Source organism: Corallococcus terminator (assembly GCF_003611635.1).
Classification (GTDB): domain Bacteria; phylum Myxococcota; class Myxococcia; order Myxococcales; family Myxococcaceae; genus Corallococcus; species Corallococcus terminator.
This window is the reverse complement of the sequence record NZ_RAVZ01000285.1, coordinates 1-13238: the sequence shown is the minus strand read 5'-3', so window position 1 is coordinate 13238 and position 13238 is coordinate 1. Positions and strand designations below refer to the sequence as shown.

Annotated in this window: 11 protein-coding genes and 1 other RNA gene; 3 read left to right on the top strand and 9 right to left on the bottom strand. The window is 70.4% G+C overall.

All coding sequences use genetic code 11. The features are described 5' to 3' along the window. Positions 1 to 235: 235 nt before the first annotated feature. Positions 236 to 970 carry a zinc ribbon domain-containing protein gene (locus D7V88_RS31105; RefSeq protein ID WP_120544251.1) on the top strand — a complete coding sequence of 245 codons (735 nt, stop codon included), beginning with the start codon at positions 236 to 238 and terminating at the stop codon, positions 968 to 970. 30 nt (positions 971 to 1000) lie between these two features. Further along, positions 1001 to 1660 (top strand): ribonuclease HI family protein, encoded by a 660-nt coding sequence (locus D7V88_RS31100; protein WP_120544250.1) that lies wholly within the window; start codon positions 1001 to 1003, stop codon positions 1658 to 1660. 94 nt (positions 1661 to 1754) lie between these two features. Here the strand turns inward: D7V88_RS31100 and D7V88_RS31095 are convergent, their stop codons facing one another. The 8 genes from D7V88_RS31095 to D7V88_RS31060 all read right to left on the bottom strand — a co-directional run bounded on the left by D7V88_RS31095 (position 1755) and on the right by D7V88_RS31060 (position 12070). Continuing rightward, entirely contained in the window at positions 1755 to 3530 is a 1776-nt protein-coding gene (locus tag D7V88_RS31095; RefSeq protein WP_120544249.1) for a tetratricopeptide repeat protein, read from the bottom strand. Then, a complete protein-coding gene (locus D7V88_RS31090; protein WP_120544248.1) occupies positions 3527 to 5806 on the bottom strand; it encodes a J domain-containing protein in 2280 nt (759 codons plus the stop codon). Before D7V88_RS31090 ends, D7V88_RS31095 begins: the two co-directional genes overlap by 4 nt. Next, positions 5803 to 7317, bottom strand: coding sequence for a S16 family serine protease (locus D7V88_RS31085; RefSeq protein WP_120544247.1), 1515 nt, complete (start codon positions 7315 to 7317; stop codon positions 5803 to 5805). The genes D7V88_RS31090 and D7V88_RS31085 overlap by 4 nt, the downstream gene beginning before the upstream one ends. Before the next feature lie 6 nt (positions 7318 to 7323). Next, positions 7324 to 9081, bottom strand: a complete 1758-nt coding sequence (locus D7V88_RS31080; RefSeq protein WP_120544246.1) for an Hsp70 family protein — start codon at positions 9079 to 9081, stop codon at positions 7324 to 7326. Between the two features lie 95 nt (positions 9082 to 9176). After that, positions 9177 to 9674 carry a hypothetical protein gene (locus D7V88_RS31075; RefSeq protein WP_120544245.1) on the bottom strand — a complete coding sequence of 166 codons (498 nt, stop codon included), beginning with the start codon at positions 9672 to 9674 and terminating at the stop codon, positions 9177 to 9179. Positions 9675 to 9931: 257 nt separating this feature from the next. After that, entirely contained in the window at positions 9932 to 10693 is a 762-nt protein-coding gene (locus tag D7V88_RS31070) for a tRNA(His) guanylyltransferase Thg1 family protein (protein ID WP_120544244.1), read from the bottom strand. Continuing rightward, positions 10680 to 11129, bottom strand: coding sequence for an AAA family ATPase (locus tag D7V88_RS31065; protein ID WP_120544243.1), 450 nt, complete (start codon positions 11127 to 11129; stop codon positions 10680 to 10682). The genes D7V88_RS31070 and D7V88_RS31065 overlap by 14 nt, the downstream gene beginning before the upstream one ends. 89 nt (positions 11130 to 11218) lie before the next feature. Continuing rightward, on the bottom strand, positions 11219 to 12070 hold the full coding sequence (locus D7V88_RS31060) for a formylglycine-generating enzyme family protein (protein ID WP_158625192.1): 852 nt from the start codon (positions 12068 to 12070) through the stop codon (positions 11219 to 11221). A 94-nt stretch (positions 12071 to 12164) separates the two neighbouring features. Here D7V88_RS31060 and rnpB point away from each other — a divergent pair. After that, an RNA gene (rnpB, locus tag D7V88_RS31055) (RNase P RNA component class A) lies at positions 12165 to 12558 on the top strand. Between the two features lie 10 nt (positions 12559 to 12568). Here the strand turns inward: rnpB and D7V88_RS31050 are convergent. After that, on the bottom strand, positions 12569 to 13132 hold the full coding sequence (locus tag D7V88_RS31050) for a hypothetical protein (protein ID WP_120544241.1): 564 nt from the start codon (positions 13130 to 13132) through the stop codon (positions 12569 to 12571). Positions 13133 to 13238 lie beyond the last annotated feature (106 nt).

Sequence of the window (13238 nt, the reverse complement as noted above, 5' to 3'; positions counted from 1 at the left end):
GGGGCTCGCGGCAGGCGGTGGCGGCGAGCAGGAGGACAGGGGCCAGGAGGCTTCGGACAGGCGTTGGGAGCACCCGCCCCGTCTAACGGGTGCGTGAAGCGGATTCAAACGCTGGAGGGGCAGGCGGAAAGCGCAGGGATGGAAGGTCGCCCATTTGGGCGTTGGAACCCCAGCACCCTTGTTGGTACAAGAGTCGCGCCGCGCGTCGGTGCGGCCGTGTTGGGAGGCAGCAAACTTGCGGGAGAAACTGAAGGCCCTGGCGGAGCTGCAGAAGGTGGACCTCGAGGTCGCCTCGCTCCGGAAGGCGGCGGATGTGCATCCCCGCCAGATTTCCGATCTGGAGCGGGAGCTGGGCGTCGCGCGCAACGGCATCGAAGCCGAGCGGACACGCGTGGCGGACCTGGAGAAGCAGAAGGCCCTGCTCGAGCAGAACATCACGGACGAGAAGGACAAGGTGAAGAAGTGGGAAGCGCGCCTGTCCGATCAGCGCTCCACGCGTGAGTACTCGGCGCTCGCTCGCGAAATCGATATCGCGAAGAAGGGCATCCTCACCCAGTCCGAGGCGCTCACGGAGAAGGTGAAGGAGCTGGGCGGCGCTCGCGAGGCCATCAAGGGCAAGGAGGCGGAGTACGCCACCAAGCTGCAGGGCCTGTCGGGACGCATGACGGAGCTGCGCGGGAAGCTGGGCGAGTCCGATGCTCAGGTGAAGGAGCTGGAAGGTCGCCGCGCGGACGTGGCCGCGAACGTGGACGGCACGCTGCTGCGCCGCTACGAGGTCATCCGCAAGAAGAAGCTGCCCGCGATGGTGGGCGTGGTGGCCGGCACCTGCCAGGGCTGCAACATGAACCTGCCCCCGCAGATGTACAACGCGCTGCGCACCTCGCTGGGCACCGACGTGTGCCCCTCGTGCAACCGCATCATCTTCGCCATCGAAGCGCTCGATAAGGCCCCGGACTCCGCCGCGAAGTAGCGGCGCGGTTGCCGAAGGTCGCTTCAGCCCATGCCGCCCCCTTCGCTCGTCGACCTCCTCCGTCACATCGCACGTGAGGAGCCTCTGACGGCGACGGTGCGCGCCTTTCGCGGGCTCACCCGCGAGCACCTGGGCCAGTTGCTGGACGAGGCCGCCGACGCGCTGGCCAAAGGCCCGCCCGTGTCGGCTCCTTCCGAGCCCGCGTTGGAGCCGGCCGCCGGGTCAGGGCCTGTGGCCCCCTCCCCCACCGTGGAGTCCGCCGCGCCCATCGCCCCGGGCGGAGGGCCGACACGCGTGCGCGTCTATTCGGACGGGGCAGCGCGCGGCAACCCGGGCCCCGCGGGCGCGGGCGCGGTGCTGATGGACACGCAGGGCGTGGTGATTGCGCGCCTGGGCAAGTTCCTGGGGCACCAGACGAACAACCACGCCGAGTACATGGGGCTGCTCCTGGGACTCCAGCACGCGAGAGCGCTGGGCGCGCGCGAGGTGGAGGTGTACGCCGACAGCGAGCTGCTCATCCGGCAGTTGGACGGGCGCTACCAGGTGAAGAGCGCCACGCTGAAGCCCCTCTTCCAGGAGGCGCAGAAGCTGCTCAAGACGTTCAGCAAGGTGAAGCTCGTCCATGTGCCCCGCGCGCAGAACGCCGAGGCGGATGAGATGAGCAACCGCGCCATCGACGAGCGGATGTAGCCCGCCGACAGGCCCGGAAGCAGCGCGCTTCCGGTTCGCGGGCCCCTTGCCGCCGAAGCGCCCGGGACCCAGGCACTCCGGCGGCCCTCACACCTCAGGGCGTACCGACCCCCACCACGCTCCCGGAAGCCACCGGGACGGGCCAGCGCGCGAGCGCGGTGGCGACCGGACCGGGCAACCGCGCGCCCTGCCTCGCGAGCGCATAGGCCTTGTCCGCATTGGCGTTGGCCCCCGAGGCCGCGAGCCTCCGTGCAACGACCAGATGGAGCGCGGCCTTTTCGTTTTCGTCCAACGTGTCCAGCGACTCCACGGTCCGCGCGCCGTGCACCGCATCCCGCAGCTCCTCGAACGAGAGCTCGAGCCCGCTCGAAGCCAGGGCCCTCGCGGCCAGCGCGGAGTCGCCCAGTCGCTCGAACTCCGCGGCGAGAAGGATTTCAGCCTCGGTTCCCACGCGGCTGAAGCTGGCCACGGTCGCGGTGGCATAGAGGGGTGCGGCGGCTTCCGGGCCCTTGGCGAGCGCGGTGAGGATCCGCACCGCGACCACGGCAGGATCGTTCGGAGCGCTGTCCGGCGGCAGGGCGCGGACTTCGGTCTCGCCGAGCGACGCCTGAAGCCACGTACGCAGCACGTCCTCGTCCCGCCCGTTCATGCCGCGGGCGATGAGCTTCTCCAGGTCTCCGGAGTCACCCTTGCGTGTGCTGTGCCCGAGCAAACGCGCGTACAGGAGCACGTCGGCCCCATCGATGGAGCGATTCTCGGTTTCGAGCAGCCGCTTGGAGAGTCGCCGCAGCGCTTCCTCGCGACGGCCCAATGCGGCCAGCACCCTGACGTGCGCCTCCAGGAAGACTTCGTAGAGGGGCTCGTCCTGTTCCATCGCATCCAGCACCACGAGCGCTTCGGCCCAGCGCCGCTCGCGCGTGTAGCGCACGGCGAGCCCCCAACGCGGAAGGGACGACTCCGGGTGGGCGCGCCGGAGCGCTTCGAGTCGCGCCGTCCCCTGGGGCCCGGGCTCGGTCCGCGCGAGCATCATGGCCAGGAGCACCGAATCCGGCTCACGGGAGAGCGCTTTCGCGTAGTGGGCCCGGGCTTCCTCGTTGCGCCCGGCGCGCCGCATCTGCCGAGCCCAGTACCGATGCGCGTTGAAGTCGTCCGGATGCGCGTCACGCCATTCGCGTGCGACGGCCGTCGAAGCGAGGACTCCCTCGGACTGCTCGAGCGCCAGCATCGCGACGCTGGTCGCCTCCATCAGCTCCGGAGCGTCGGGGGTGGCACGCAGGAGCGCTTGCGCCACCCGGCCCGCGTCCGCCACCCGCTCACGCGCCAACAGGAAGCGCAGCGTCATCTTCCAGCCGCCCGGCAACACTCCCAGTTGGGTCTTCGTGATGACGCCGTGCTTGCGCTCGGTGGACAAGGTCTGCGGCGGGTCCGTGAAGGTGTAGTCCACGTCCTCGAACTCCTGGAACGTCGCGCCGGCGAAGGGCTGCGGGACGACCCCGGAGTCCCTGGGATTCTTCGAGCTCGTGTAGTGGACCGCCGCCGTGAAGAGGGGCGCCGCGCCCAGCACGTTGTAGACGCGAACATCCTTGTCGCCCGTCACGTACACGGTGTCGTGGGACAGCGGAGCCCCCTTCACGCTCACGTCCACGTCCACCAGCCCCTGGCGGATCTCGCGCTTGATGCGTCCTTCGGCGGGCACGTCGAAGCGGTTGTCACCGGCGACAATCTGGACGGGCACGTCCAGGCCGTTGACGAAGTACACGGTCTCGGAGCGGGTCACGCCGGGCGCCTGGAGGACGAGGACGAGCGGGAGCACCACCACCGCGAGAAGCAGGAGGAGGTCACTCCAGAGCGAATTCGGAGAGGGCTTCACGGAGAGGCCTCCTGGGCGAGCAGGGAGTTCGTGAACAGCAGCGGCCGGCGCGTGCCGGCGCCGGGCAGATGCCAGCGCTCCACCCAGGTGTGAAGAAGCGCTTCGGCCGCGACCGGATCCTCCGCGGAGACTCCCCGGGCCGTGAGCGCCAGGGGTGCCACGGAGCCGAGCCCCTCGGTCGTCACCGCCCAGAGCAATTCGACCGCCGGGTCCTCCGTCCCGTTGGCGGCAAGGGGACGCACCTGCTGTCGCACGCGGAGGGTGGCGGCGGGAGGCCCCTCGCGCCCCGCGGCCCGGGCCGAGTCCATGAACAGCACGTCCTTGCCCAGCGCCTCATCCGCCATCCGCTGCCATGCGGTCACGAGCAGCTCTGGCCGGGAGTCCGACTTCTCCACCCCCAACATCTCCACCACGACGCGGCGGCTGTGCGTGCGGGACACCGCGTCCAGGAGGCTGGAGAAGAACGGACGGGATGCGGCCGTGCCACTGCCCTCGTCCAACCGCGTCTCCATCCGGGCACGGGCCTGGGCCAGCTCCGCGTCCACGCGGGCCTGCGCCTGGGGTGCGAGGTCGGAGCCGGACCTGTCACGCAGGAACGTGAGCGTGGGTCCCAGGTCGCGCGTGTTCCGGGCCAGCCCCCACACATGCGCATCCGCCGCGCGCCGATGGGGCACGGCGGCGGCGACCACCACCAGGACCGCGACGGCGGCCGTGAGGCCCAGACCCACCCAGGACGGGAGCGCGCCTTCCGCGCGCACATGGCCCTTCGTGCCACGCGCCAGCAGCGCGGCGGGCAGATGCTCCACGCCGCTCTCGGCATCGAGCATCCCCCGGTTGAGCAGCTCCAACACGCGACGGCGGCGCCCGCTCAGCTCCTGGGCGAGCGCCTCCGCGGGCTGCCTGCCGCGCACCCGCAGCACCACCCGCCGTCGGCTGAAGCGCATCTCCAGAGCCGTGTGGGTGTACCGGCCGTTGTTGTGGTGATCCATCAGTTGGATGTCGGTCAGGTGCACGAGCGGCCACACGGTGACGTGATTGCGCAGGACCTGGACCAGGTGCAGCGGGTGGACGACGTGGAAGTCGCCAAAGGGACTGTCGAGGGTGTGCAGCAGGATTCGCGCCGCGAACAGGGTGGAGGCGCAGAGGCCGGCGGCGAAGACGGCGCGACAGGCCCAGTCGAACTCCGTGCGCGATTCGGGAGCGCGGAAGCAGTCGACGAAGAAGAAGAGGGTGGCGATTCCCAGCCCTACCAACCAGGCCACCGGGATGGCCCACGTCTTCAGGGTGCGCCCTCCCTCGTTGCGTTCGGCCTCCGCGCGCAGCCACTGCCGGGCACCGTCCGACAGCGCGGCCAGGTCCAGGTCGACGCGGACCGGAAAGACGCCCTCCGTCGCGCTGGTGGGATTGAACCGCTGGCAGCGCTCGAGCAGCGCGTTGGCGGCCTCCGACTTCTGCTGGGCGAAGAGGTTCGCGGCGGCGGCGGAGAGCTGGCCCGCGGTCCATCGGCGAAGCTCCGGATCCGCGTTCGCGGGCACGTCCACCTCCAGCCCGTCCAGCTCTCGCGCCGCGTCCGCGCCAAGCCCGTGCTCCAGCATCGTCGCGGCACGCCGCACCGTGAGGGAGAGCACGTCCATCTGCTTCAGGCCCGGCAGCTTCCGCGCCTCCGCGAGCACGTCGAGCGCATCCGGCACCTGCCGCATCTGCTCCAGGCAGTCCGCCAGCGCCACGCGGGGCACCAGCTCGGTGGGGCCCAGCTTTCCGGCCCGCCAGTAGTCATCCGCCGCTTCCTTCAGACGCTCCAGGCGTTGCAGGGCCCAACCCCGGTGCAGGCGCGCCTGCCAGTCCTGGGGACGCTGCTCCAGCACGCGCTCGAACTCCACGAGCGCTTCGGGCGGATAGCCTTCGAAGAGCAGGTTCTTGCCGAGCAGGGTGCGCACCTCGTGCGCGTCCGGATGGTCGGCGAGAAAGGTGTTCAGCAGCCTGCGGCCCGTGGCGTGGTTGTCCGCGTTGAACTCCTCCACGGCCGCCGCCATGCACTCGGCCTGCTCCGCCGCCACCCCTTCCAGCGGAACGTCCGAGGTGGCATCCCAGGCCTGGCGTGCCTCCGCATCGGAGAGCAGCTCGTAGGCCTCGCGCAGGCGCTTGAAGACCTCCGGATGCGTCTCCGGAGGGTTCTGTCGCACGAGGTCGAAGTAGGCCTTCTTGATGGTGCGGGCATCCGCGTCACGCGGGACGCCCAGCACGGTGTAGGGGTTCTGCTGCGGTTCGCTGCTCACCGTCGGGTTGCTCCCGGCGCGTCGACGGTCGCACGCACGACCCGCCACGCCTCATCCAATGTGTCCACCGCGACCAGGCGCAGGCGCCCGGTCACCTCGGGCGGCAGCGCCGCCACGTCCTGCAGATTGCGCCGGGGGTGCACCACGATCCGCATGCCCTCCAGGTACGCGGCCACCAGCTTCTCGTGCACGCCACCCACGGGCCGCACCTCGCCGGACAGCGTCACCTCGCCCGTCACCGCAAGCCTCGCGGGAAGTGGGCGCTGCGCGTACGCGGACAGACCCGCGAGCGAGAGCGCGAGACCGCTCGACAGCCCGTCCTTGCCCACCTCCGTGTCCGTGTAGTGCAGGTGCAGGTCGTAGCGGGCCACGAGCTCGCCCAGGCCCAGCGCGGGCGCGCGAGCACGCAGCACGCTGAAGGCGACGTCCGCGGCCTCCTGCCCTTCCGGCCCCACGCGGCCACTGCACCGCAGCACGCCCCGGCCCGGTACCGCCACGGCCTCCAGCGGAGAGACGTGTCCGCCGCGCGGATGCCAGCCCAGCACCCCTACCCGTCCCATCCCGTCGAAGTCGCGCGCGAGGGCACGACGGCGCTCGGAGAGTTCCGCCTCGCGGCCCGCGGCCACTGCCCCCTCGCCCATCTTCGCCGCGCGGGCATAGTGGGCCTGGGCTTCGTCCAGGGCCCCCGCTTCGAGCAACTGGTCTCCCAGGCGCACCGCGATGGCCCCCATCGCATCGGGCAGTTCGAGCGCGGCGCGGCGCGCGGCTTCCACCTGGGCCGAGGGCTTCCCCTCCCACGCCAGCAGTTCGGAGCGAAGGAACGCGGCAGCCGCGCTCGAACGGATGGCCGAGGACGCGACCACCAGCCTCCGCTTCGACTCCATGAGCGCGCCCTGCCCGGTCGTCCCGACAGCGAGCCCGGCCTGAGCAAACGCGGCCTGCGCGGTGGGCAGCGCGAGCGCCTGCATGGCCTGCTCCGCCGGAGGCGCATCCAGCATCGCGGTGCTCGCAGGCAGTCCCAGCGCGGCCCGTGCGCCGAGCACCGCCTCCGCGAGGCGCGGATCCTCCGGGGCGAGCGCACGAGCACGTCGCAGCGCGGGCAGCGCCACCGCCGGCCGGTTCGTGCGCTCGCACAACCGCACCATGGCGCGCCAGGCTTCCAGGTCGCCCGGAGCGGCCTCGGTCGCTTCGAGCGCGTGCACGAGCGCGTCGTCGGGCCGATCTTCTTCCAGCAACGTGACGAACTCGGCACGGAGCGCCGGATCCCTGGGAGCCTGACGCGCGCACTCCTCCAGCAGTCGGAGCGCTTCCGCCTTGCGTCCATCGCGCGTCAAGGCGCCACACAGCAGGCGGCGCGCGGCCTCCCCTCCCCCCAGGTCCAGGGCACGGCGCGCGTGTTCCCCGGCGCCACGGAAGTCGCGCTCCTGGAAGAGCGCTTCAGCCAGGGCGAGCCGGGGCGACGGCTCCGAGGGCCGCAACACCACCGCGCGCTTGAGTTCCGTCAGCAGCACGCGCGCTCAGCCCAGGTCGAACAGCAGGTCGGTCAGTTCCGCGTCCAGGCGGGCCGCGGCGACGCGGTCCCCCTTCTCACGGGCCGCGCGCAGGTCGTTGCACAGCGCCTCCAACCGGGGACGCACGGAGGCCGGCGCCGATGCGAGACGATCCACCGCCGCGGCCAGCAACGCGTCGGAGTCGGTGGTCGCGGGCGCGGATGCGGAGACAGGGGCCGTGGGTGCGGGCGCCGTGCCCCATTCGCGCGCGAGCCGCTCCTTCGCCTCCGTCCGCTGTTCAGGCCCGAGCCGCTGCGAGCGTTTGTCCACCACCAGCACCGCCTCCTTGCCAGTGGAGACCACGCGGGTGGTGACGTTGAGGATGCCGTTGATGTCGTACGTGAACGTGACCGCGACCTTCTCCGCGCCAGCACGCGCGGGCGGCACGCCCTCCACGGTGTACTCATCGAGCAGCAGGTTGTCGCGCACCAGCCGGCCTTCGCCCTGGAACACGCGGATCTCCACCGAGCGCTGGCCCTCCACCGTGGTGGCGAAGGTCTCCGTGCGCGACACCGGCACCGTGGTGTTGCGCGGGATGAGCGGCGAGAACACCCCGCCCACCCGCTCGCGGCCCGCGGACGCCTGCACCTCCACGCCGAGCGTGAAGGGACACACGTCGGTGATCATGATGCCGCGCGCAGCGCTCATCGCGCCTGTCTTCAGCCCGGCCTGGAGCGCGGCGCCCAGCGCCACCGCCTCGTCAGGGTTCACGCCCGCGCGCGGCTCCCGGCCGAAGTATTCCGCCACCAACTGGCGCACCAGCGGTACACGCGAGCTGCCGCCCACCATCACCACCTCCGCGATGGACTTGCGAGACAGCTTCGCGTCGCGCAGCGCGCTCTCCATGGGTTCGAGCGTGGAGCGGATCAAATCCGTGACGAGCCCCTCGAACCGGGCCCGCGTCACCTCCACCTCCAGCGAGGCGGGAGCCCCTCCGCGACCGGGCGCGAGGAACGGGATGAGCACCGGCACCGCATCCACCGACGAGAGCGCGATCTTCGCCGACTCCGCCGCGGCCTTGAGCCGCACCTGCGCCGCCAGGTTCCCGGCCAGCGAGACACCGTGCGCGCGTTCGAACTGCGCCCCCAGCCAGCCCGCCAGCAACTGGTCGAAGTCGCTGCCCCCGAGCTGGTTGTTGCCCGCGGACGCCTTCACATCCAGCACGCCCTGGAACATCTCCAGCACCGACACGTCGAACGTGCCGCCGCCCAGGTCATACACGAGCACGTACTGTTCGGCGTCCAGGTGGTCCACCCCGTACGCGAGCGCGGCGGCGGTGGGTTCATTGAGCAGGCGCTCCACCTTGAGCCCCGCCAGCTCACCCGCGTCCTTGGTCGCCTGGCGCTGCGCATCGCTGAAGTAGGCGGGCACGGTGACGACCGCCTCCGTCACGGTGCCGCCCAGCGCCCGTTCGGCGTCCTCGCGCAGCGCGCGCAGGATGAGCGCGGAGATCTCCGTGGGGCTGTAGCGCCGGTCCCCCAACGTCACCGGAAGGTCGCGCCCCATGCGCCGCTTCACCTCCGCCACGGTGCGCTCGGGGTGCACGAGCAACTGCGTGCGCGCGGACTCGCCCACGTGCAACCGACCCTCGGCGTCCAGGCCCACCACGGACGGCGTGAGGCGCTGGCCCAGGCGGTTGGTCAACAGGGTGGGACGGCCCGCGCCGTCGAGCGCGGCCACCAGCGAGTGGGTCGTGCCCAGATCGATACCGACGACATGACTCATGAAAGCAGCACTCCAGGTCTTTCAGCGGAGGACTCGAAGGACCCGGGGCGCGCGGTCCAGACCCGGGGACACCCGCCCCGGGACGGGCGCCAGGGCTACGACTCCGGAGGCGTCCAGCGCTCCGCGGGCGCGACCACCGGCACGGGCTGGGGCTCGGCGTAGCGCTCGCGAAGCTGCTCCATCCCCTCTTCACCGATGCCCGCCTGCCGGGCGATCTCCAGGGCGCGCTCCGGCGAAGCGTGCGTAATCCACGTCCACCGGTAGGAGGCAATCAACCCCGCGATGCAGACCGCGGCGACGCTCCCCAGCATCGCGGCCTTGCCGGCCCCCTCGCTGAAGAAGATGGCCAGCCCGATGAGCAGGCTGGGCAGGCCCGCGATGAGGAACACCGTGCGTGCCCACGCCACCAGGACGGACTTCAGGCTGATGGGGATGGCCTGCCCCCTCCACCCATCGCCCTCCTCGGACACGACGAGCCATCCCTCCGTCGGGAGCAGCGGCACGAAGTTGAGGTGACCGAACTTGGTCGCCACGTAGCCCAGGCCCGGAATCGCATCGACCTTGCCGTACAGCCGGGTACCGAAAATGATCATGTGCTTCCCCCTCACAACGGGCGCGCCGCTCCCTTGGGGAACAGGCGCGCGGGCGGGAATCCTGCGCCATGCGGCCCGACGGGCGCAATCCCTACCCCGGGGAGGACCCCGCGAAGACAAGCCCTCCGCGCAAAGACAGTCGCCCCGACGTGGGAACCCCATACGGGCGGTGCGCGCATCACCCGGCCCTGTCAGTGATGCGCGCCCGTGAGTTCGACTGAAAGAACAGGACAATCACGAAAAGCAGCTCTCATGTTTCATGCGTCCTCCAGCAGGGACAGGACGAAGGCGCTGTAGGCGTCCTTCATGGGCAGCTCGTAGTCGACCTTGATGCGCCGACGCTCCGCGAAGACAGGCTCACCGGTCCTCGGATTGAGGGCCTCCTTCGCGTACGTCTCCCAATAGAGCCCCGTCCCCCGCTTCTGCCAGTTGGGCAGTTCGTTGAAGTTGATGCCTCGCTGGAAGAGCAGCTCGTTCTTCTGGGCCACCGACAGGCGCTGCATCGCGCTCGTGGCCTCCGCCGCGTCCTTGCCCTCGCGGCGCAGGCTCCAGTAGCCGTGCGCGTTCAGCGCGTTGCGGTGCGCGTCCTCGTTGCGCCAACGGAAGTAGTCGCGCACGAGCTCCACGTTCGGCAGCTCGCAGATGCGGCAGTCGAACGCGCCCAGGTCGCCCAGGAGCAGGGAGAACTTCGCGCTGGCCTCGCCCGCGAGGATGGAATTGAGCTTGCGCGTCTTGCGCCCGAAGGAGTCCTCCTGGGGGTGGAAGAGCAGCGAAATCTCATCGCTCTGGGTGTAGCCGTAGACCACCCGGAAGCCACAGTTCATCAAGTGCTCGGTCGTGGCGACCATCAGGTCCCGGACGCGGACATCGAAGGGGCTTTCGAAGGCGTGCACCTCCTTCGTCAGCCGCGTGAAGCCACGACCATCGATGCGGGCCACCATGTAGACGCCGGGCAGCACGCACAGGTCGTGCGCGGTTTCAAAGACGCGCATCTTCTCGTCCAGCTCATCGAACTTCACGTTGCCACTCCTCCACGACGAAGCCGTCCGCGGACAGGCGGACGAAGAACAAAGCGTCAAACCCCTCTTCGGGGCTGGGGACCTGCAACCGCTTGTAGGTGCCGAGGATGCCCACCGTCGGCACGCGCTGCTCCCCGGAACGCCGGGCATTGCGCTCGAGCGCGTCCGCGACCTTCGACTGGAAGTAGTAGCCCACGACCCGGAAGCCGAAGCTCTTCGCGGCACCGAGGTAGTGGGCGCGCTCCTCCACGGTGGGGTTGGTGTTGTCCACCACCAGCGGCTGCTGCACGCCCAGGCACGCACGCAGGAGCACGGCCTCCCGGTGGCGCGTCTTGAGCAGGTCCAGGCTGACGCGGACGTGGGTGTGGAAGAAGCGCTCCTTGAAGAAGGTGCTCTTTCCCGTCCCCTGGATCCCCGTGAAGATGACCGCTTCCACCCGCGCCTCCGCTCAAACGGTATTCATCCGCGAGCGGCTCCAGACGTTCTGGAACACCGGAACCCGACAGGCTCCGGGACGGCGACCGCTCAGGGCCTGCGCACGCAGCGGAAGCCGACCCCGGTCAGACCGTTCTTCGGGTACGCCAGCCCGCGATGGGCGGACCGGAACAGGGACGGGACGTGGTTGAGCCAGGAGCCGCCCCGATGCACGGGCTTCTCCGGCACGTCCGAGGGCGCGACCGTCCCCTCCTCCGCCCCCAACTGCTCCTGATACGCCGTCGCGGTCCACTGCCACACGTTCCCCACCATGTCGCAGAGGCCCCAGGCATTGCAGCGCGCGCCGGCCTGGACCACCGGGGCCGTGCTCCCGGCACAGCCCCGCGTGGCACACGCCACCGAGCTCACCACGTGCTCTGCGTCGAAGGACGCTCCCCACCACCAGGCCGTGGTGGTCGAGGCCCGCGCCGCGTACTCCCACTCCGCTTCGGTGGGCAGCGCTCCGCCGACCAGCTCGCAGTACGCGCGCGCCGCCTGCCAGTCCACGCAGTTCACCGGATGATCCGCGCGCGGAGACTCCAGGTTGCATCGGCCTTGCCACGTCCCGGGCGTCTGCGCGTCGGTCCACCAGCGCGCTTGGGGATCCTTCGCGCGCACCTGCTCCTGGAGCGCCGCGAACGCCCGCGTGGTGACGGGCGTAACGTCCATCTCGAAGCGTTCGAACGCCCACTCGGTCCGAGGCCCCTCGTCCACATCACGCCCCGCCTCTCCCGCTGGAGAGCCCATCTCGAAGCGCCCGGCGGGCAGCCACACCCTTCCACTCGCGGGTTTCTCCTGCGCGGGTGCCGGAGCGTCGGGCACGACCGCCTTGCTGCCCGAGGCACCACAGCCCAGGGCCCACAGGACGACGATGGCGGTTGAACGCAAGGGAAGGCGTGTCATGCGGAGGGGCTCCTGGGCTCGCGAGCGCTCCCTGAACATCCTGCCTTGCCGACAGTGGACCCGCGAGGGCCCCTGTTGTATCCCCCTGGGTGCCGGAGCGGTCCGGGTGAACGCCGGCCATCGCAGGCATGGATGGCGGGAGGAAAGTCCGGGCTCCACAGGGCAGGGTGCTGGCTAACGGCCAGTCGAGGCGACTCGCAGGAAAGTGCCACAGAAAACAGACCGCCTGTCCTCGCAAGGGGGCGGGTAAGGGTGAAACGGTGCGGTAAGAGCGCACCGCGTCCGGGGTGACTCGGACGGCTCGGTAAACCCCACCTGGAGCAAGAGCCAATAGGAACGCGTCCTCGAAAGAGGACAGGGATGGCCCGTCCTACGCGTTCGGGTTGCTCGCTGATGAGGCCCCTGGGCAACCAGGGCCCTAGATGAATGTTCATCACCCATCCCGAAAGGGGTGGGGACAAAACCCGGCTTACAGGGCCGCTCCGGTTTTTTTCCCTGTCATCCGCCCACGGGGACCTGCGCCAACAGCAGGCGCCCCTTGCCGTCGTTGCGCACCGCCTCCGGGTTGGAGATGGGAAGCCGCGAGTCATTGCGCGGCTCCCACAACCCCATCCACACGTTCACCGCGCGCGGCGTGGCCCCCTGCGGCAGGGCGACAACGAATTCGTCCTTCACCGTCTCCCCCACCTTCCACTGCGTCGTGGGGTACAGCCCGCCCGCGGGCTTGTGGTCCACGTTGAGGCGCTCCATCCGCCCGTCCGCGTCCTCCACGTGGACGAAGACGAGGTAGTCCTCCTCCAGCGGCTGGAGCACCTTGAAGAAGACGGTGACGCGCGCCTGGTCCCCGGCGGGGATGCGGCCCGGCTGCACCGAAGCGCCCACCACCTCCACCTTGCCGCCCAGGTTGGCGCCGCTCTTGATGGACAGCGGGGGCACCTGCGTGACGGTGGCCGCGCGGCGCTCCTCCGGACTGGCGCCTCCGGGGGCCTCCACGATGCAGGCGCTGGAGGTGCCCAGCAGTACGAAGGCGGACAGCAGGACGTTCAGGGGCGGAAGGCGCATGGCGGAGCCCGGTTCTACCCGGCCACGGGCGCTGCATCCAACTGCGCGTTGGTGTATGCGGAGCGGCGATGAAGACCCCGAACGCCCTCGACGCCCTGCTCGCGCA